This is a genomic window from Vreelandella aquamarina (assembly GCF_020075495.1).
Taxonomy (GTDB): domain Bacteria; phylum Pseudomonadota; class Gammaproteobacteria; order Pseudomonadales; family Halomonadaceae; genus Vreelandella; species Vreelandella aquamarina_A.
Map to the genome: position 1 here is coordinate 191,461 of NZ_JABYQT010000003.1, position 18,323 is coordinate 209,783.

Sequence of the window (18,323 nt, forward strand, 5' to 3'; positions counted from 1 at the left end):
GGGTCACTCTCCCAGGGTAAATCGGGCAACATTATTGGCGCCGGCACGTTGCACAAGATTGACCTGCTCACCTTGATAACGCAGCTCGACGCCGGTGGCGTTTCCTACGGTCAAACGAAACGGCGGCTCACCTTCCACTGTCGCGGTGGTGCCCGGCGTTTGCAGGCCAACGAACACGCGCTGGTTGTTGGCATCGAAGATCTCCGTCCAGGACTGCTCGTTGAAGGTAAGCTCCAGATGGTTGGCGCTGCCTGTGGGCGCGTCAGTCGTCTGGGAGGCTTCTTCATCGGTGTCGGCATCTTCGGCGTTGGCCGCGACATCGAGGGCTGCCACATCGTTGACCGTGGCGGCAGGCTCATCGCTTGCGGTGTCCTCGACCGGCGCAGGGTCATCGGTGCCGCCGGCAGCAGCGTCACCTTGCGGTGCGGCAGGCTGCTCGGTCGAGAGGGCGGGCGATGTGGGCGGCTCGGGTTCGGCGCCTTGTTCAGCAGCTGGCGGCAGTTCGCCTTCCTCTTCCATGGAGCCTCCATCGAAACGTGGCGGCTCGCTGCCTCCACGGCTTTGCCACCACATCACGGTCAGGCCAATCAGCGCAGCGATCACCAGTACCGTCACCAGTCTGAACAGCCAGGCACCCAGCTTGGACGGTGGGCGATTGACGGTTACCGGCGTTACCTTGCGTTCGGCATCTGCGGCGCCATAGCGCTCCTGGTAGGCGTCCAGTATCAGTCGGTCATCCATGCCCAGGTACTTGGCGTAGGCGCGCAGGTAGCCACGCCGGTAGGTAGTGACCGGGATCTCGTCATAGCGGTCTTGTTCGAGTCCTTCGACTACGGCCGGGCGCAGGTTGAGCGCGCGGGCAGCATCGCTTAGCGGCACGCCGAGCTGTTCACGTTGACGCGAAAGCAGCTCGCCAGGAGAGGCATGAGTACGAGAAACAGTGGCACTATCTTGTAACGGTGTGTCGCTCATGGCTGAGCATCCTTAAATAATTAGGTGATCAGGACATCGATCAATAAGCGCCAAGCTGACGCTGGTAGTCGGCTGCCAAGGCGTCATCGCCTGTGGCGCGGGCGATATCCTTCGCCATTTCCAGCGCTGCCTGGTTCGGGCCGGCCAGCTGCAGGTAGGTTTGCAGTGGCGGCCGCGCGCTTTCGTAATTGCCCTGTGAAAATTCCAGTTCGGCCAAGGTTAAATACCCGCGCGGGTCCCGCGGGTCGATTCTCTGCGCGCGGGCGAGATGGCCGCGCGCCTTATCAATTTCATCCAGCGCCAGATAACATTGGCCCAGGTTGGTAAATAGCTGGGCACGGTTGGCGTACTGGGTATCTTCGGATGCGAGTTCCAACTGTTCGCAGGCGGCCGAAATCTGCCCCTGCTGATACAAAAACGCCGCATAGTTATTGCGGGCACGAGTAAAATCGGGCTCGGCGTCTAACGCCTTTGAAAAATAGGCGTGGGCGAGTTCGACATCGCCCTGCTGCTGGTAGACAAGCGCCAGGGCCTGCAGCGCCTTGGCGTGCTGCGGGTCGAGCTCGAGCGCCCGGGTCAGGGCGGTATGCGCCCGCGGCAGGTTGGCCTGCTCAAGGTAGGCGACGCCTAGACGGGTGTAGGCGTCCGTGGCATCGTCGCTTGCCTTGACGGGGGATGAGGAGGACGTGGCACAGCCGGCTAGCCATACGCTGCTCAACAGCACAGCCAGTATGGGCGCCCTAAACGGGTCGAAGCGCCTGCAGTGACAGATCATGGTTGCCCTCATGGTAAAAATGCCAGCTAACCGTCGACACGACGAAGAAAAAACGTGTCCATCAAAGCGCCGTGCTGGCCGGAAGTCAAGACAAGCACCGTTTAGTCTGCATCCAACTGTACGGATTGAATATAGCGCGCGCTGCGTTTCGTGCGGTCTTTCACACGACCCACCAGCTGACCGCAGGCGGCGTCGATGTCATCACCCCGGGTGATGCGTACCGTTGCGTTGTAACCCAGGTCGTAAAGCCACTGCTGAAAACGCATGACCTGATTGCGCGAGGGCTTCTCGTAACCTGAGTTGGGGAACGGGTTGAACGGTATCAGGTTGATCTTGCAAGGCAGCTCCTTCAAGAGGGCGGCCAGTTGCTCGGCATGTACCTGCTGGTCGTTTACATCCTTGATCAAGGTGTATTCGATGGTGACCTGACGATTGTCTGGGCACTTGGAGAGATAGCGGTGGCACGCATCCAGCAGTGACTGGATGTTGTACTTGCGGTTGATGGGCACCAGCTCGTTGCGCAGCTCGTCGGTTGAGGCGTGAAGCGAAATGGCGAGGCTCACATCGATTTCATCGCCCAGCTTGTCGATCATGGGCACGACGCCGGAAGTGGACAGGGTGACGCGGCGCTTGGAGAGCCCGTAGCCGCTATCGTCCAGCATCAGCTTCATGGCAGGCACCACGTTATCGAAGTTGAGCAGGGGTTCACCCATGCCCATCATGACCACATTGGTGACCGGGCGATTGGCGGTATCGCGGCGCGGGCCTACGCTTCTCTGGGCGACCCATACCTGACCGATGATCTCGGCGGCGGTCAGGTTGCGCTGAAAGCCCTGCTTGCCGGTGGAGCAGAAACTGCAATCCAGCGAGCAGCCCACCTGGGAGGAGACGCACAGCGTGCGACGCTTGCCGTTTTCGGCGGGAATCAGCACCGTCTCGACGTAGCTGCCGTCTTCCACTTCCAGCACCCACTTGCGCGTGCCGTCGCTCGAGGTTCCCTCGTACACTACGCCGGGGCCGCGGATTTCGGCCACCTGAGCGAGCTTGTCGCGCAGCGGCTTGGACAGGTTGGTCATGACGGAAAAGTCGTCGATGCCTTCCTGGTGAATCCACTTCATCAACTGGGCGGCGCGAAACTTCTTTTCGCCGATCGACAAAAAGAACGCTTCCATCTGCTCGCGGGACATGCCGAGCAGGTTCTGACGCGCAGGGGCGTTGGCCGCTGACGACGTGTCATCAGGAGACGATTGGGGGGCAGGCGTATGGTGTACGGTGGTGGTCATGGCGGTCAGCGTTCTGGAAAGGGGCGGGGGCAGAACCCCCGCGAAAATGGCCGGCAACGAACGTTGAAACGGCGGCGCTAGGGTTTAGCGCGGGCAGATTTCGTCGTTACCGAAGAAGTAGCTAATTTCACGCTCGGCGCTTTCTGCAGAATCGGAACCATGGACAGCGTTGGCGTCGATTGTTTCCGCAAAGTCAGCACGGATGGTGCCCGGTGCCGCTTCTTTCGGGTTGGTCGCGCCCATCAGGTCACGGTTCTTGGCGATGGCGCCTTCACCTTCCAATACCTGTACCACGACCGGGCCAGAGGTCATGAAGCCAACCAGATCCTTGAAGAAAGGACGCTCTTTGTGCTCGGCGTAGAAACCGCCCGCTTTCTCTTCAGACAGGTGGGTCATTTTGGCAGCAACGACTTGCAGGCCAGCTTTTTCGAAACGCGCGATGATGTCGCCGATAGCATTCTTGGCAACGGCATCGGGCTTGATGATGGAAAGAGTGCGTTCAGTCGCCATGTCAAAATCTCCTCACAAAGGGATAAAGCAGAAATTGCCGCCCTGGCAAGCCGGGGCGGCGAAGGAAAAGCGTTTCGGCAGAAGCACGGTGATGAAAGCGCTTCCCGGTTGCCGAGTGGGCGCGATTATAGCGCTTCGTGCCGGGGTTGAATACCGGTGAAACGCGCCAGACCCACTGGTTCAGACCGTGAAGCTCTCACCGCAGCCGCACTGGTCCTTGACGTTGGGATTATTGAACTTGAAAAATCGGTTCAATCCTTCACTGACATAATCCACTTCGCTGCCGTCGAGCATCTCGAGTGCGTCAGGGGCTACGTAGACGCTGGCGCCGTGATCTTCGAAGCGAATCTCGTCGTCACCGACGTCATCGGCAAAATCCAGTACGTAGCTGTAGCCCGAGCAGCCGCTGGGCTTGACCGACACACGCAGGCCCAAGCCCTGGCCGCGTTCATCGAGCACGCGGTGGATCTGTTGTGCGGCAGCCGGGGTAATGCTGAGTGTTGCCATGAGGCGTCCTCCTTAAAAAAAGCGCCAGCCGCTTAGCCTGGCGGGGTGCGCAGACCGCGCACCGCATGGCGGATAAGGGTCAGCGCGTGATCGATATCATCTTCGCGGGTAAAGCGCCCGAAACTGAAGCGTAGCGAGGATAGTGCCAGCGTGCGTGGAACGCCGACGCCCAGCAGTACATAAGAGGGATCAACGCTTGCCGAGTTGCAGGCCGAGCCGGTCGACACCGCCACATCACGCAGCGCCATCAGCAGCGCCTCGCCGTCGGTGCCTTCGAACGCCAGATTCACGATGTTGGGAACTGCCTGCTCCAGCGGTGTGTTGGCCACCACGCCATCGAGCTCTTCGAGCCCTTTCAAGAAGCGCTGCCGAAGCTTGGCGATATGCGCCTGGTCTTGTGCGTGCTGTTGCCGCATCAGCGCAAACGCCTCACCCATGCCGGCAATCTGATGCGTTGGCAGGGTGCCGGAGCGCATGCCGCGCTCGTGCCCGCCGCCATGAATCAGCGCCTCAAGGCGAATGTCCGGGTGGCGCTTGACGTAGAGCGCCCCCACGCCCTTCGGCCCATAGGCCTTGTGCGCGGAGAGCGACATCAGATCGACCTGCTGCGCCGCGACGTCGAGTGCAATGCGTCCCACGGCCTGGGCGGCGTCGGTGTGAAAGGCCGCGCCGAACTCATGGGCCACTGCTGCCAGGGCGGCAATGTCGTTGATGCTGCCAAGCTCGTTGTTCACTGCCATCAGCGATACCAGGGCGGTATCGTCGCGCATGGCCTCGCGCAACTGCTCGGGCGTGATGCAGCCATCTTCACCCGGCGTCAACCAGGTGACCTCGAAGCCTTCGCGCTCCAGAGCCTTGGCGGTATCCACCACGGCCTTGTGCTCGATGGTCGAGGTCACCAGGTGCAGGCCGCGTTCGCGGTTGGCGCGCATGTAACCCGTCAACGCCAGGTTGTCGGCTTCGGTGGCGCCACTGGTCCAGACGATTTCACGCGGGTCGGCGCCGATGGCATCCGCTACCTGGCGGCGCGCCTGCTCGACCACCTGTTCGGCCTGCCAGCCCAGCATATGGCTGCGTGACGCCGGGTTGGCAAACAGCTGGTCCACCGTCAGGTAGCGCTGCATGACCTCGGCCACGCGGGCATCTACCGGCGTGGTAGCGGCGTAGTCCAGGTAAATGGGAAGCGAAGGAGTGGTTGTCGTCATGGGAACCCGCTTAATTCAAATGCGCCAGGAGGTGATGTTCACACGCCGGGCCATTACGGTGATGAGGCGAGAATACCCGCTTCAACGCGATTTCGTTGCCGTGAGGCGATACGTAGTACATCGGGGCGCTGCATCAATTGGGCAAGGGTGACGTCATCGAGAAAGTGTCGAATCTGGCCGGACAGCTCGCACCACAGGTGATGGGTCAGACAGGTGCTGCCCTGTTGACAGTCCGACAGGCCCTGGCAGCGCGTGGCATCGACGGTTTCATCCACGGCGTCGATGACCTGGGAGACGCTGATGTCCTCCGCCGGGCGTGCCAGCAGGTAGCCGCCACCCGGGCCACGCACGCTCTGAACGAGGCCCGAGCGGCGCAGTCGGGAAAACAGCTGCTCAAGGTAGGAGAGCGAAATCTCCTGACGCTTGGAAATGTCCGAAAGGCAGGTCGGCCCATACTGGCCGTTCAAGGCCAGGTCAAGCATGGCGGTAACGGCGTAACGCCCTTTGGTAGTCAAACGCATGACAGGCACCTCGACGCTGGGTCAGCGTGCTCCCGGCAAATGTGCTGCCATTATGGGAAAGCCTGAGTAGTTTGGTCAACCTTTACCCGGTGGGCGGGTGTCATCGGCAGGCGTGTCACCCGGCGCGCTGGCCGCCGCCGGCGGTTTGCCAAGCCCCGCGCAGCCGGTGTCGCTTTCATCCAGCATGCCGGCAAAGTCCTCGTCACGCAGCTCCGGCAGGCGCCCTTCGCGGTAGCTTGCATCCAGCTTGCGAAGCGTCGAGCACATGCGCTCGATGCGCTCGTCCACCACATGCATGTGGTCGAGCATCGCCTGCATGGAGCGGGCGACCGGGTCGGGCATGTCCTGGCTGACGCCGTAGGCGTCAAAGCCAAACTTCTGGCAGATCGCCTCGCGCCGCGCCGGGTCTACTTCCAGGGCCTCTTCGACATCCGGCTCGGTGCGCTTGACCACCTTGCCCGGAATGCCGACCACCGTGGCGCCTGGCGGCACCTCCTTGGTGACCACGGCGTTGGAGCCGATCTTGGCGCCGGCGCCCACGCTGAACGGGCCGAGAATCTTGGCACCGGCACCAACGATCACGCCATCGCCGAGGGTGGGATGGCGCTTGCCCTTGTTCCAGCTGGTACCGCCGAGCGTCACACCCTGATACAGCGTGACGTTGTCACCCACGAGAGCGGTTTCACCGATTACCACGCCCATGCCGTGGTCGATGAAGAAACGCCGGCCGATGGTGGCGCCCGGGTGAATCTCGATGCCGGTCAGCCAGCGCCCGAACGTGGAGATACTGCGCGCCAGCCACTTGAGATTCTTCTTCCACAGCCAGTGAGCGCCACGATGCAGCAGCAGCGCATGCAGGCCCGGGTAGTTGGTCAGCACTTCCAGGAAGTTACGAGCGGCCGGGTCGCGTTCGAATACGCTGTTGATGTCTTCACGTAGGCGTTGGAACATGGAAAGTCCTTGTAAGGGCAGGCACGTCGGACAGTGGTGAAAATAGTGTCTGAAAGCAGTGGCTGGAATGGTTGAGCAAGAAAATTAGAACATAAACCGCACGGGTCAAGCACGCAGGCAAGTGCCAGAGCCTGCAACAAGCACGACGACTCCGCACCTGCCACAGGTCTTTAGGTCAGGAGGCGCTGTTGGGCCTGCTGCCTGCGGCCTTTTCCGTGGCCGACAGAATGCCGCGCAGAATGTTCATCTCCATCTTTTCCGGGCGGGCGCGCAGATATAGCCGGCGCAGCCTGGCCATCAGTTGCCTGGGCTGTGCCGGGTCGTGGAACTCGATGGCGATAAGCGCACGCTCCAGATGCTCGAAATAACGCTCGAGCTCTTCGTGGGTGGCCTGTTCGTCGTCATCCGCCGGGGTTGGCGCGGCATCCGCCTGACTCAGCCACGCCATGCGGCACTCGTAGGCCAGTACCTGGACAGCTGCCGCCAGGTTGAGCGAGCTGAAATCAGCGTTGGTGGGAATATGCACGTGGGCGTGGCAGCGCTGAAGCTCGGCGTTGGTCAGGCCACTATCTTCCCGACCGAACACCAGGGCGACTCTTGACGTCGCCTGCAGGCACTCGCCCGGCAAGCGGTCAGCCAGTTCGCGTGGGGTGATCATCGGCCAGGGCAGGGTGCGCGAGCGGGCGCTGGCGCCCACGGCGAGCGTGCAATCGGCCACCGCCTCTTCCAGCGTTGCGTGGATACTGGCCTGATGCAACAGGTGGTCGGCGCCGGAGGCCCGCGAAATGCTGTCCTGGGTAATCACCTCGCAGCGCGGGGCCACAAGGGCGAGATCCGCCAGACCCATATTGTGCATGGCACGGGCGACGCCGCCGATGTTGCCGGGATGACTGGTACCGATCAAGACGATACGAATACGCTCAAGCATGATGATAGAACTCGGTAAACGGGGCTCGGTCAGCAGCACCTGCCAAACGGGCGATGCTGGATGAGCAAAATCGGGAAATGCGCAGTTTAGCACGAGTCGATAGCATGCCCGACAGGGGTCTGCTAGAATTGCGCGCCATAGGCAATCCAGCGCCTAACGTTCTTTAACATCACTGTGACAAGGCCCGATCATGAATCCGATGGTCCAATTTACGCTGCGCGCGGCGCGCAGCGCCGTTGAACAATTTCAGCGCGTTCGTGAGCGTATCGAAAACGCCCATGAAGAATCCAACCTCGACCGCCTGCTCGAAGATACGGCGCGCAAGGCCGAAGCGACCATTGTGCACCAGTTGGAGCGCGGCTACCCCCAGCACGGTGTTACCGGCCGTTATACGCCCCATAAGTCGGGCGAAGGCGAAGGGGAAGAGATCGTCTGGAAGATTGAACCCATGCATGGCTACTCCAATCTGGCGGTAGCGGGTAAAGGCTTTGCTCTCTCAGTGGTGTGTCTTGTCAAGGGCCGCCCGGAACACGCGGTAATCATCGCGCCGTTCGGCGATGATGAATACATTGCCAGCCGTGGCCGTGGCGCCCAGCACAATGGCAAGCGTATGCGGGTCAGCAAACCCACCACCATTACCGGTACGCGCCTGGCCATGAGCCTGCCCGAAGCGTGGCAGCGCCCAAGTCATCTGCCGGCTTATCTCACCGTCACCCAACAGCTTGCCCCGCAGGTAGATACCCTGGTGGCGACCGGCAGCGGCCTGCTCGACATGTGCGAACTGGCCGCTGGCCGTGTCGACAGCGTGTTCGTGATGGGCATGGAAGAGCAGGACATGCAGGTGGGCACGCTGTTTCTGAAAGAAGCCGGCGCGCTGATGGGCACGCCCGACGGCCAGCCAAGCGTCAAGGTGGAAGGCCAACTGATGGCCGCCGGCCCGCGTCTTTACAAGGCCTTGATCAAGCAGCTGGCACCGCATTTCTGATCGATGAAGGTTGAGACGAAGGTCGTCGCGATCGCCGTCTGCCACTGACGAATTGAAAAGGCCCTGCCGGAAAACCGGCAGGGCCTTTTTTGTGGCGGTGCTTCAATGCTTCATCAGGGCAGCTCTTCTTCCTCTTCATCCACGACCTTCCGGGTGGGGATCAAGTCCTCACGGGAAAGCTTGAGCGGCAGCAGCAGCGCGCCCGAGATGTAGATGGAGGAGAACGTGCCCACGCCAATGCCGATCAGCAGAGCAATGGCGAAGTTCTCGATCATGTCGCCGCCTAGCAGCAGCAGGGCGACCAGCACCAGCATGGTGGTGCCGGAGGTAGCCAGCGTGCGCGACAGGGTGGCGTTGATCGCTTCGTTGAAGATCTGCGGCATGTTGTCGATATGCGAGGTGCGGATCGTTTCACGAATGCGGTCGTACACCACGATGGTGTCGTTCAGCGAGTAGCCGATAACCGCCAGAATGGCGGCCAGCACGGTCAAGTCGAACTCCAGCTGGAACAGTGCAAAGATGCCCACCACGATGATCACATCGTGGAGCAGGGCCAGTAGTGCGCCGATGGCAAACTTGTACTGAAAGCGGAAGGCGACATACAGCATCACTACGCCGAGCGCGACCATCAGGCCAAGACCACTCTGGTCACGCAGCTGATCGCCTACCTGAGCACCGACAAACTCGGCGCGTACCAGGTTGACGCTCTCGCCGCTGGTGCGCAGCAGGTTGACGACATCGCTGCCGACATCCGGGTCGAAGGCCTGTTGCAGGCGGATAAGCACTTCCGTCGAGGCGCCAAAGGTCTGTACCGAGACATCCCGGAAGCCGCTTTCCACCATCAGTTGACGAATGGCATCCAGCGAGGGTGCGGCGCCGTAGCGCACCTCGATCAACGTGCCGCCGGTGAAGTCGAGCCCCAGGTTGAGCTGCTGGAACGCGAGGGCGCCAATCGACACAATCAGCATTAACGCAGAGACGATGAACGCAAGCTTGCGTCGTCCCATGAAGTCGATTTGCAGGTGTGATAGGGGTTTCATTGCCACCTCTTGAATTCGGGGCTGAGCGCATGGTTCAAACGCATGTTCTTAAATCCACAGCTTCTTGACGGGCTTGCTGCCATAGGTCAGGTTGACCATGGCGCGCGTCACCATCAGCGCGGTGAACATTGACGTCAAGATGCCGATAGAGAGCGTGACAGCAAAGCCTTTCACCGGGCCGGTGCCGATCGAGAACAGAATCACCGCCACCAGGAGCGTGGTGATGTTGGCATCCACGATCGAGGTGAAGGCGCGCTCGTAGCCTGCATGAATGGCCTGCTGAATCGACAGCCCGTTTCGAAGTTCTTCGCGTATGCGCTCGAATATCAGCACGTTGGCGTCTACCGCCATCCCCAGCGTCAGTACGATACCGGCAATGCCCGGCAGCGTCAGCGTTGCACCCAGCATCGACATTACCGCGACCAGAAGCGTCAGGTTCAAGGCCAGGGCAACGTTGGCGAAAATACCGAACACCTTGTAGCGCGCCAGCATGAACAGTACGACCAGCAGCAGGCCGATCTGCACCGACAGCAGGCCGCGTTCGATGTTTTCAGCCCCCAGGCTTGGGCCGATGGTGCGCTCCTGCACGAAGTAGATCGGGGCGGCCAGCGAGCCCGAGCGCAGCAGCAGGGCAAGCTCGGCGGCTTCGGTCGGCGAATCCAGGCCGGTAATCCGGAAGCTGTTGCCCAGCGCGCTCTGAATGGTGGCCAGACTGATCAAGCCACGCTCCACGTAAGGCTCGCGCTCGATGGTCTCTTCGCCGGTTTCCGGGTCAGTGACCACGGTGTCCTCGCTCTTGTGCTCGATGAACAGCACCGCCATGTTACGGCCGATATTGGTGCGCGTGGCACGGTTCATCAGCGTGCCGCCGGTGCCGTCCAGGTTGATGTTGACCTGGGGGCGGCCATTTTCATCAAAGCTGTTGCTCGCACTCGAGACGCTGTCGCCGGTAATGATCACGTCACGCATCAACTCCGCCGAGCGTGCCGAATCATTGCGGAACACGTGAGTTTCCGTTTCAGCCGTCGGCGTGTCGTTACGAGCTTCCAGGCGGAACTCGAGGTTGGCCGTGGCACCGACAATGCGCTTGGCGGCCACGGTGTCCTGAACGCCGGGCAGCTCGACCACGATCTGACTTGGCCCCTGGCGCTGAACCATTGGCTCGGCCACGCCCAGCTCGTTCACCCGGTTACGCAGGGTGGTCAAGTTCTGGTTGATGGCGTAGTCCTGAATTTCGCTTACGGTCTGATCGCTCAGCGTCATCACCAGCCTTGAGGCGCGGTCGCTGCCTTCGCTGGCATAGTCGAAATTGGGGAAGTCGCGGCTGATCAGGCGGCGGGCGTTGTCGCGGTCTTCGGAGCTGGCAAAGTCGATCGACAGCGTGCGGCCTTCCACATCGGTGTTGCGGTAGCGGATACGCTCGCTACGTAAAAGCTCGCGCATGGCGCTGGCATTGACTTCCAGGCGCTGGGCGAGCGCTGCGTCCATATCCACTTCCAGCAGGAAGTGAACGCCACCGCGCAAATCAAGACCCAGCGTCATGGGCGATGCCGAAAATGCCTGCAGCCAGCCTGGGGTGGCTTCGGCAAGATTGAGCGCGACGGTGGCGTTGCCGCCCAGCACGTCAGCGGCGATATCGCGGGCGCTCAGCTGATCTTCGTCGCTGCGCAGGCGAATCAGCCACTGGCCGTTTTCCTGCTCTGAAGCCTTGACGGCGATGCCGTTCTCTTCAAGTGCGCTTTCAACGCGCTGAACCTGGCGCAACTCCAGCGTCTCGCCCTGGGCGCTGCTCAGCTGAATTGCGGGATCTGCGGGGAATAAGTTGGGAAGCGAATAGATAAGGCCAACCACCAGGACGACCAGTATCAGCAGATACTTCCACAGGGGGTAACGGTTGAGCATGCAAGCCCTGCCTTCAATTACAAACGGAATTGCTGTGCGCGGAGATCCACGCACAGCAAAATTTACCATCGTATCTACCATGGCACCCCTGCCGGGGTGGCTGGCACTGAATCGGCAGGGATGTGTTAAGCGTTAGATGGACTTGATTGTGCCCTTCGGCAGTACGGCAGCAACGGCATTCTTCTGCACGTTGACTTCGGTGCCTTCAGAGACTTCCAGGGTCAGGAACTCATCGCTGACTTTGGTGACACGGCCCACCAGGCCACCGCCGATCACGACCTCATCGCCTTTATCCAGGCTGGTGACAAGCTGCTTGTGCTGTTTGGCACGCTTGGCCTGCGGGCGCCACAGCAGGAAGTAGAAAATCAGCACGAAACCGACCAGCATGACGATTTGCGCGATGCCACCGCCCGCCGCTGCTTCCTGGGCGTGGGCTGGTGAGATGAAGAAATCCAGCATTGCAGAGAACTCCTAGGTTAAGACCCTAATGGGTGAAAGAGTTAGGAGAGGCGCCGATCAACGATGTCGTTCGTGAGCGCCTCTTGGCTCACCCGCCAACGCGGATGATGACTATTCGGCCAGGGGAGGCACCGGCAGGCCGCGCCGGGCGTAGAAGCCTTCCACAAAGGTCGTCAATGTACCCGCTTCGATTGCCGCGCGCAAATCAGCCATGACGCGCTGGTAGTAGCGCAGGTTATGGATGGTATTGAGCATCGAACCCAGCATTTCGTTGCAGCGATCCAGGTGGTGTAGATAGCCGCGCGAGAAGTTCTTGCAGGTATAGCAGTCACACTCTGCTTCAAGCGGGCTGGTGTCGTGGCGATGCTTGGCGTTGCGGATCTTGACCGTGCCGTCAGCGGTAAACAGGTGGCCGTTACGTGCGTTGCGGGTCGGCATCACGCAGTCGAACATGTCCACACCGCGGCGCACGCCTTCCACCAGGTCTTCGGGCTTGCCCACGCCCATCAGATAGCGCGGGGTATCGTCCGGCATCCAGGTGGGCAGATAATCGAGCACCTTGATCATCTCTTCCTTCGGCTCGCCGACGGAGAGCCCGCCGATCGCCAGGCCGTCAAAGCCGATCTCGAGAAGGCCCTTGAGCGAGCGCTCGCGCAATTCGGGGTGCATGCCGCCCTGGATGATGCCGAACAGCGCCGAGGGGGAGTCGCCGTGGGCATCGCGCGAACGCTTGGCCCAGCGCAGCGACAGCTCCATGGATTTTTCGGCTTCCTCGAACGTGGCCGGGTAGGGCGTGCACTCGTCAAAGATCATCACCACATCAGAGCCCAGCGAGCGCTGCACGGCCATGGACTCTTCCGGACCCATGAACACCTTGCTGCCGTCCACCGGCGAGCGAAAGTGCACGCCGGCCTCGGTGATCTTGCGCATCTCGCCGAGGGAAAACACCTGAAAGCCGCCGGAATCGGTGAGGATCGGCTTGTCCCACTGGGCGAAGTCGTGCAGGTCGCCGTGGGCTTCGATGACCTCGGTCCCCGGGCGCAGCCACAGGTGAAAGGTGTTGCCCAGAATGATTTCGGCGCCGATCTCCTTGATGGAGTCCGGCGTCATGCCCTTGACCGTGCCGTAGGTGCCGACCGGCATGAACGCCGGGGTTTCGACCGTGCCGCGGGGAAAGTGAAGGCGACCGCGCCGAGCGCGGCCATCGTCGGCCAGGCGCTCAAAGCGCATAAAGCATTCGTTTCGCATTGTCGTACTCGTCAGATAATCGTCGGTAAAGCGCTCAGGGTAGTATCAGCGCGCTAGCGGGTCAGGAGCATGGCATCGCCATAGCTGAAGAAGGCGTAGCGTTCATCGACAGCCGTTTGATAGGCGCGCATGGTGTGCTCGTAACCGATGAAGGAGGAGACCAGCATCAAGAGCGTCGATTCCGGCAGGTGGAAGTTGGTAATCAGCGCATCCACGCAGCGCCACTCATAGCCCGGATAGATGAAGATATCCGTATCGCCACTGTAAGGGGCGATCTTGCCGTCGCCGCTTTTCTGGCAGGCGCTCTCCAGACAACGCACGCTGGTGGTGCCTACCGCAATCACCCGCTTGCCTGCCGCCTGGGTATCGCGCACCTTCTGGCAGGTGGCTTCCGTGACCTCGATCCACTCGCTGTGCATGTGGTGTTCGAGGATGTTGTCCACTCGCACCGGCTGAAAGGTGCCAGCGCCCACGTGCAGGGTCACAAACGCGCTGTTGATACCCTTTTCCGCCAGGGCATCCAGCAGCGGCTGGTCGAAGTGCAGCCCGGCGGTAGGCGCGGCCACGGCGCCGTCCCGGCGGGCGTAGACGGTCTGGTAGCGCTCGCGGTCGGACAACTCGTCTTCCCGGGTAATGTAGGGCGGCAGCGGCATATGGCCGTGCTGCTCCAGAAGCGCAATCATGGGCGTCTCGCCCAGAAAACGCAGCTCGAAAAGCGCATCCTGGCGGCCTTCCACCACGGCGTGGATATCGCCCTCGAAGATCAGTTCGGTGCCGGGCTTGGGCGACTTGCTCGAGCGGATGTGGGCAAGGCCGCGGTGGCTGTCCAGCGGGCGTTCAAGCAGCATCTCCACCTTGCCGCCGCTGGCCTTGTGGCCATGCAGCCGGGCGGGGATCACTCGGGTGTCGTTGAACACCAGCAGATCACCGGGCGCCAGCAGCTCGAGCAGGTCGGGAAAACGGCGATGCGCAAGCTCTCCACTTGGCCCGTCCACGCACAGCAGGCGGCAGTCGCTGCGCTGTTCTGAAGGGTAGCGAGCAATTAGCTCATCGGGTAGCTCGAAATGGAAGTCCGCGCGCTGCATGGGTTGGCTCTTAACGGTGGTCAAACAGGCGACATAGGATAGCGCTTTGTGGGCTCAAAGTCAGTCAATGTGATTGACCTACCGATGATTCCCCGTATAATGCCCAGCCATTGCCGGTGTGGCGGAATTGGTAGACGCAGCGGATTCAAAATCCGCCGCCTTTACGGGTGTGCCAGTTCGAGTCTGGCCACCGGCACCAAATTTCAGGGCCTAGCGTTTATCGCTGGGCCCTTTTTTGTGGCCGCTATCTGGTTTTTCAGGAGTGATATTGGTTTAGACATGAGGTAAACACCGTATCTTGTGCTTTGAATGATTTCTCTGCATGATCTTGAAACCAATAATTGGCTGCTGAGCGCTTTAATAGCCAAAACAACCTTTTATCTCAGCAGAGCCACTTCTTACAGGAGAGCGGCATGAGCGTTACCTATCAAGAAAGCAATGCCCGCATGAGCCAGGTGGCCATTCACAACGGCACCGTTTACCTGGCAGGCCAGGTGCCCGCCGATGCCACGGCGGATATGCGCGGCCAGACCGAACAGGTCCTGACGCGTATCGATGAGCTGCTGGCCCAGGCCGGCACGTCAAAGGAGCATCTGATCAGTGCTCAGGTGTGGGTGACCGATATGGCCGAGTTCGATCAGATGAACGCCGCCTGGGAAGCGTGGGTAGTGGCCGGGCGCACCCCGGTACGGGCCGCGCTTGAAGCCAAGCTTGCCAAGCCCGAGTGGAAAGTGGAAATCATGGTGATTGCCGCACTGCCCGAGGCATGAGCGATAAGCGCTAGCGCTGGTTTCAAGGACGATTGACATGCAAAAGCGGCCACCAGGGGTGGCCGCTTTTTGTCTGATGGCTGACTCAGTTCAAGAGTAGCCCGGAGCGGGTAGTGGAGGCTTCGTCAGCATCTTTTTTCAATTTGAAGATACTGACCGCCGTGACGAGCTGGTTTGCCTGGTGATCCAGGCTGTCAGCCGCTGTTGCCGCTTCTTCCACCAGCGACGCGTTCTGCTGGGTCACCGCATCGAGCTGCACGATGGCGTCGCTGATCTGGCGAATGCCCGTGGTCTGCTCGGTGGCCGCGGCGCTGATCTCGTTCATCATGCTGGTCACGTTCTGCACGTGGGACACGATATCCTGCATGGTCGCGCCCGCTTCGTTGACCAGTTTTCCGCCGGATTCGATTTTCGCCACGCTATCGGTGATCAGCGTTCTGATCTCCTGGGCAGAAGAGGCACTGCGCTGGGCCAGGTTCCTCACTTCACCGGCAACCACTGCAAAGCCGCGCCCCTGCTCGCCGGCGCGGGCTGCCTCGACCGAGGCGTTCAAGGCCAGAATATTGGTTTGGAACGCAATTTCGTCGATGACGCTAATGATATCGGCAATCTTGCGCGAAGATGCTTGTATGTCGGCCATCATGGTTTCGACACGCCCAACCACTTCGCCACCCTGGGTGGCCACATCGCTGGCACCCAGAGCGAGCCTGACGGCCTCTTTCGCCGTTTCTTCTGTGCTCGTGACCACGCTTGAAATTTCATCCATCGCCGCGGCGGTCTGCTGCAGGTTGCTTGCCTGCTCTTCGGTACGCTGAGACAGGTCCGTGTTGCCCGAGGCGATCTGGCTTGACCCGGTCGCCACGTTTTCGCTGCTGGTGCGCACCGTGTTGACCACATCGCTCAGCGAATCCTGCATGTGTGCCAGAGACGCCATCAAGCTGTTCGGCCGAATGTTGCGCAAGCCGAAGTCTTCGGACAAGTCGCCCTTGGCGACCTGATCTACCAAGGCTCTCACCTCGGCGGGTTCGGCACCCAACTGCCCGATGATGACGCGATAGCCCCACCACAGCAGCAAGCCAACCGTGACGCTGAGCAGCGCCGACAGGAAAAGCACCGCGCCTGACCAGAAATTCCGCGATGCTTCAGCCTCCACGATGGCGCCATCGGTACGCGCATCGAGCAGGGCGTAGAACTGATCGATGGGTTCCATGATATGAGCGGCGTTACGGTTGTATTCTGCATTGAACATCAAATCGATGGCTTGCTGGCGTGCCGCCTGGCTGGCTTCCCCAGTCAGGGAATTGGCTTGCTCGGTCAATTCCATGGCGCGGGTTTCCATGACCACAAGGTCTTGAGAGCGCTGCTGGGATTCAGCGAGTAGCGCGAACTCTTCATCGGTAAAGCCTAGCTCGCGCATCAGCTCGAGCAGCGCCTTGGGCTCATCAAAGCCCTCGGCAGGGTCCAAGCCGGCAGCCCGGAATTCCCAATAGATTCTATTGTAGTACCGGGGGCGTGGCGCCGTACCGCTCGCGATATCGATCACTTCCTGATACTGATCCGCCCATGTTGCATCGCCGGTCACTACATAATTTCTGGCAAGCCTCGTCAGCGTGAGGGAGTTCTGACGTAATTCGCTGGCCAGTAGATACGATTCATAACGATCCTTGTTCGCGGTATCCACTTTCACGCTCTGCTGTTTCGTCATGAAAGACGCCGCCAGGACAAGCAGCGAAATCATGACCACAATCGAGAAGAGCGCAAGAAATACCGTTTTTACCGACACTTCCTTCTTGATGTTCATTGATCAACTCTAGGGTAGGAGGGGAGTAGATGGTTAGTAACCTAACAGGGGTTGTTAGTGGCCTAACTATGTGGGGCAAGATACTATCGGCAAGTAGACCGTTCTCTTTAGGTTGATACGTATCAAATTACGGCAGCTTTGCGCTGATCGAGGGGAGTGATCGAGAGGCTGACAAGGCATAACCCCGACCCGCGAGGCCGGGGTATGCGTAAAAGGGAGGCTGGCTTACTCGGCGTGCTCTGTGACGGCCCTTTCCAGTACCGCCAGCCGCCCGGGCACCAGCGCATCCGCCACGGCGGTAATGCGAATCACGTTGGCAAGCTCCGGGTGCGCCAGCCGTGCCACCAGCACGCCTTCGGCCAGCAGTGCCTGATGAACCGACGCCGCCAGCTCAACGCTTGGCAGGCGGATGCCGATGAAGTTCGTCGCGCTCGGCAGCACATCGGCGCCCAGCGCGCGAAAGTGCTCGGCCAACTGCTCGCGGCGGGCTTTCACATCTGCCACGTGCTGATGCACCTCTTCCAGGTTATCCAGCACCACTTCAGCGGCGGCCAGAGCGATTGCCGATACCGCATAGTGGATACGCACCTTCATCATCATAGCAAGCACGGGAGGCTCGGCAATTGCGTAGCCGATACGCAGCCCGGCCAAACCGTGGGCCTTGGAGAGCGTGCGTAGGCGAATCACCCCAGGCAGTGAGCGGGCGGCGAATTCGCTGCCGGCGTCATCGCGGAAATCGCCGTAGGCTTCATCCAGCAACAGCCAGCAGGTGTCGGGCAGCGCCGCGCGCAGGGTGAGAATCGCGTCGTCATCGTGCAGGTGGCCGCTGGGGTTATCCGGGTTGGCCAGGTACACCAGGCGAGCGTTTTCAGCGTGCGCCGCTGACGCCAAGGCTTCCAGGTCCGGCGCCAGTACGCCGGGCGCTTCATGGTAGCCAGGCTCCACCAGCCGGCAGCCTTGGCCCTTGGCGAAGTAGCCAAAGGTGGGGTAGGTGCCCGCCGTGGCAACCACCGTTTCCCCGGCCTCGCAAGTGGTGCGCAGCGCAAGCGCGATCAGGCTGTCCGCTCCGGCATCCACCAGCAGGTGATCCAGCGGCGTACCCAGCAGGGCGCTCAGCCGGGTACGCACGCCCATAGCCTCGGCATCGCCGTAGGCGTAAGCGTGCTCGGCCAGCGCATCGCCAAACTGCGCACGCAGCGCCCGGTGGGGCATATCCAGGCCTTCGTTGGAACCCAGCCGGTGGGGGATTTCCCGGCCAATACGCCGTTCGAGCGCCTTGATGCCTGGAAAGGGGTTGGCGGGGCCGTCGTCGAGTAAATGGGTGGGGTAACGGGGCATGACGATGTCCTGAATAGAAATGAAAAAGTCGGCCACTACTTTA

Annotated in this window: 18 protein-coding genes and 1 tRNA gene; 3 read left to right on the forward strand and 16 right to left on the reverse strand. The window is 60.9% G+C overall.

What is annotated here, in order from left to right:
- Positions 1–3: 3 nt before the first annotated feature.
- The 9 genes from HW452_RS06335 to HW452_RS06375 form a co-directional block, all read right to left on the reverse strand.
- Positions 4–972: a RodZ domain-containing protein gene (locus HW452_RS06335; protein WP_224105255.1), complete on the reverse strand. Its 969-nt coding sequence runs from the start codon at positions 970–972 to the stop codon at positions 4–6.
- 40 nt (positions 973–1,012) lie between these two features.
- Positions 1,013–1,747 carry a type IV pilus biogenesis/stability protein PilW gene (gene pilW / locus HW452_RS06340; RefSeq protein WP_224105256.1) on the reverse strand — a complete coding sequence of 245 codons (735 nt, stop codon included), beginning with the start codon at positions 1,745–1,747 and terminating at the stop codon, positions 1,013–1,015.
- A gap of 101 nt (positions 1,748–1,848) precedes the next feature.
- The gene (gene rlmN / locus HW452_RS06345; protein ID WP_224105257.1) at positions 1,849–3,030 is read right to left on the reverse strand and encodes a 23S rRNA (adenine(2503)-C(2))-methyltransferase RlmN; all 1,182 of its coding nucleotides are present in this window, start codon (positions 3,028–3,030) and stop codon (positions 1,849–1,851) included.
- Between the two features lie 84 nt (positions 3,031–3,114).
- Positions 3,115–3,540, reverse strand: a complete 426-nt coding sequence (gene ndk, locus HW452_RS06350; RefSeq protein ID WP_106374271.1) for a nucleoside-diphosphate kinase — start codon at positions 3,538–3,540, stop codon at positions 3,115–3,117.
- Positions 3,541–3,720: 180 nt separating this feature from the next.
- On the reverse strand, positions 3,721–4,047 hold the full coding sequence (locus tag HW452_RS06355) for a HesB/IscA family protein (protein ID WP_224105258.1): 327 nt from the start codon (positions 4,045–4,047) through the stop codon (positions 3,721–3,723).
- 32 nt (positions 4,048–4,079) lie between these two features.
- Positions 4,080–5,252 carry an aminotransferase class V-fold PLP-dependent enzyme gene (locus HW452_RS06360; protein ID WP_224105259.1) on the reverse strand — a complete coding sequence of 391 codons (1,173 nt, stop codon included), beginning with the start codon at positions 5,250–5,252 and terminating at the stop codon, positions 4,080–4,082.
- A 53-nt stretch (positions 5,253–5,305) separates the two neighbouring features.
- Positions 5,306–5,773: a Fe-S cluster assembly transcriptional regulator IscR gene (gene iscR, locus HW452_RS06365; protein ID WP_224105260.1), complete on the reverse strand. Its 468-nt coding sequence runs from the start codon at positions 5,771–5,773 to the stop codon at positions 5,306–5,308.
- Positions 5,774–5,848: 75 nt separating this feature from the next.
- Positions 5,849–6,724 carry a serine O-acetyltransferase gene (cysE, locus tag HW452_RS17645; protein ID WP_340162676.1) on the reverse strand — a complete coding sequence of 292 codons (876 nt, stop codon included), beginning with the start codon at positions 6,722–6,724 and terminating at the stop codon, positions 5,849–5,851.
- A 175-nt stretch (positions 6,725–6,899) separates the two neighbouring features.
- A complete protein-coding gene (locus HW452_RS06375) occupies positions 6,900–7,652 on the reverse strand; it encodes an RNA methyltransferase (RefSeq protein ID WP_224105261.1) in 753 nt (250 codons plus the stop codon).
- 190 nt (positions 7,653–7,842) lie between these two features.
- On the opposite strand from HW452_RS06375, the gene HW452_RS06380 reads away from it, so the two are divergent.
- Positions 7,843–8,637: an inositol monophosphatase family protein gene (locus HW452_RS06380; RefSeq protein WP_224105262.1), complete on the forward strand. Its 795-nt coding sequence runs from the start codon at positions 7,843–7,845 to the stop codon at positions 8,635–8,637.
- Positions 8,638–8,750: 113 nt separating this feature from the next.
- Here HW452_RS06380 and secF read toward each other — a convergent pair whose 3' ends face one another.
- The 5 genes from secF to queA all read right to left on the reverse strand — a co-directional run bounded on the left by secF (position 8,751) and on the right by queA (position 14,371).
- Positions 8,751–9,677 (reverse strand): protein translocase subunit SecF, encoded by a 927-nt coding sequence (secF, locus tag HW452_RS06385; protein WP_224105263.1) that lies wholly within the window; start codon positions 9,675–9,677, stop codon positions 8,751–8,753.
- A 48-nt stretch (positions 9,678–9,725) separates the two neighbouring features.
- Complete coding sequence (gene secD / locus HW452_RS06390) at positions 9,726–11,579, reverse strand: protein translocase subunit SecD (protein WP_224105264.1); 1,854 nt, start codon at positions 11,577–11,579, stop codon at positions 9,726–9,728.
- Positions 11,580–11,711: 132 nt separating this feature from the next.
- Positions 11,712–12,038: a preprotein translocase subunit YajC gene (yajC, locus tag HW452_RS06395; RefSeq protein WP_018918121.1), complete on the reverse strand. Its 327-nt coding sequence runs from the start codon at positions 12,036–12,038 to the stop codon at positions 11,712–11,714.
- Positions 12,039–12,149: 111 nt separating this feature from the next.
- The gene (tgt, locus tag HW452_RS06400; RefSeq protein ID WP_425348091.1) at positions 12,150–13,268 is read right to left on the reverse strand and encodes a tRNA guanosine(34) transglycosylase Tgt; all 1,119 of its coding nucleotides are present in this window, start codon (positions 13,266–13,268) and stop codon (positions 12,150–12,152) included.
- 71 nt (positions 13,269–13,339) lie between these two features.
- Entirely contained in the window at positions 13,340–14,371 is a 1,032-nt protein-coding gene (gene queA, locus HW452_RS06405) for a tRNA preQ1(34) S-adenosylmethionine ribosyltransferase-isomerase QueA (RefSeq protein ID WP_224105266.1), read from the reverse strand.
- 112 nt (positions 14,372–14,483) lie between these two features.
- Here queA and HW452_RS06410 point away from each other — a divergent pair.
- Positions 14,484–14,570, forward strand: a tRNA-Leu gene (locus HW452_RS06410).
- Positions 14,571–14,784: 214 nt separating this feature from the next.
- On the forward strand, positions 14,785–15,141 hold the full coding sequence (locus HW452_RS06415) for a RidA family protein (protein ID WP_224105267.1): 357 nt from the start codon (positions 14,785–14,787) through the stop codon (positions 15,139–15,141).
- Positions 15,142–15,226: 85 nt separating this feature from the next.
- On the opposite strand, the gene HW452_RS06420 is transcribed toward HW452_RS06415, so the two are convergent.
- Both HW452_RS06420 and HW452_RS06425 read right to left on the reverse strand, forming a co-directional pair.
- A complete protein-coding gene (locus HW452_RS06420; RefSeq protein ID WP_224105268.1) occupies positions 15,227–16,942 on the reverse strand; it encodes a methyl-accepting chemotaxis protein in 1,716 nt (571 codons plus the stop codon).
- Between the two features lie 225 nt (positions 16,943–17,167).
- Entirely contained in the window at positions 17,168–18,280 is a 1,113-nt protein-coding gene (locus HW452_RS06425) for a pyridoxal phosphate-dependent aminotransferase (RefSeq protein WP_224105269.1), read from the reverse strand.
- Positions 18,281–18,323: the final 43 nt, after the last annotated feature.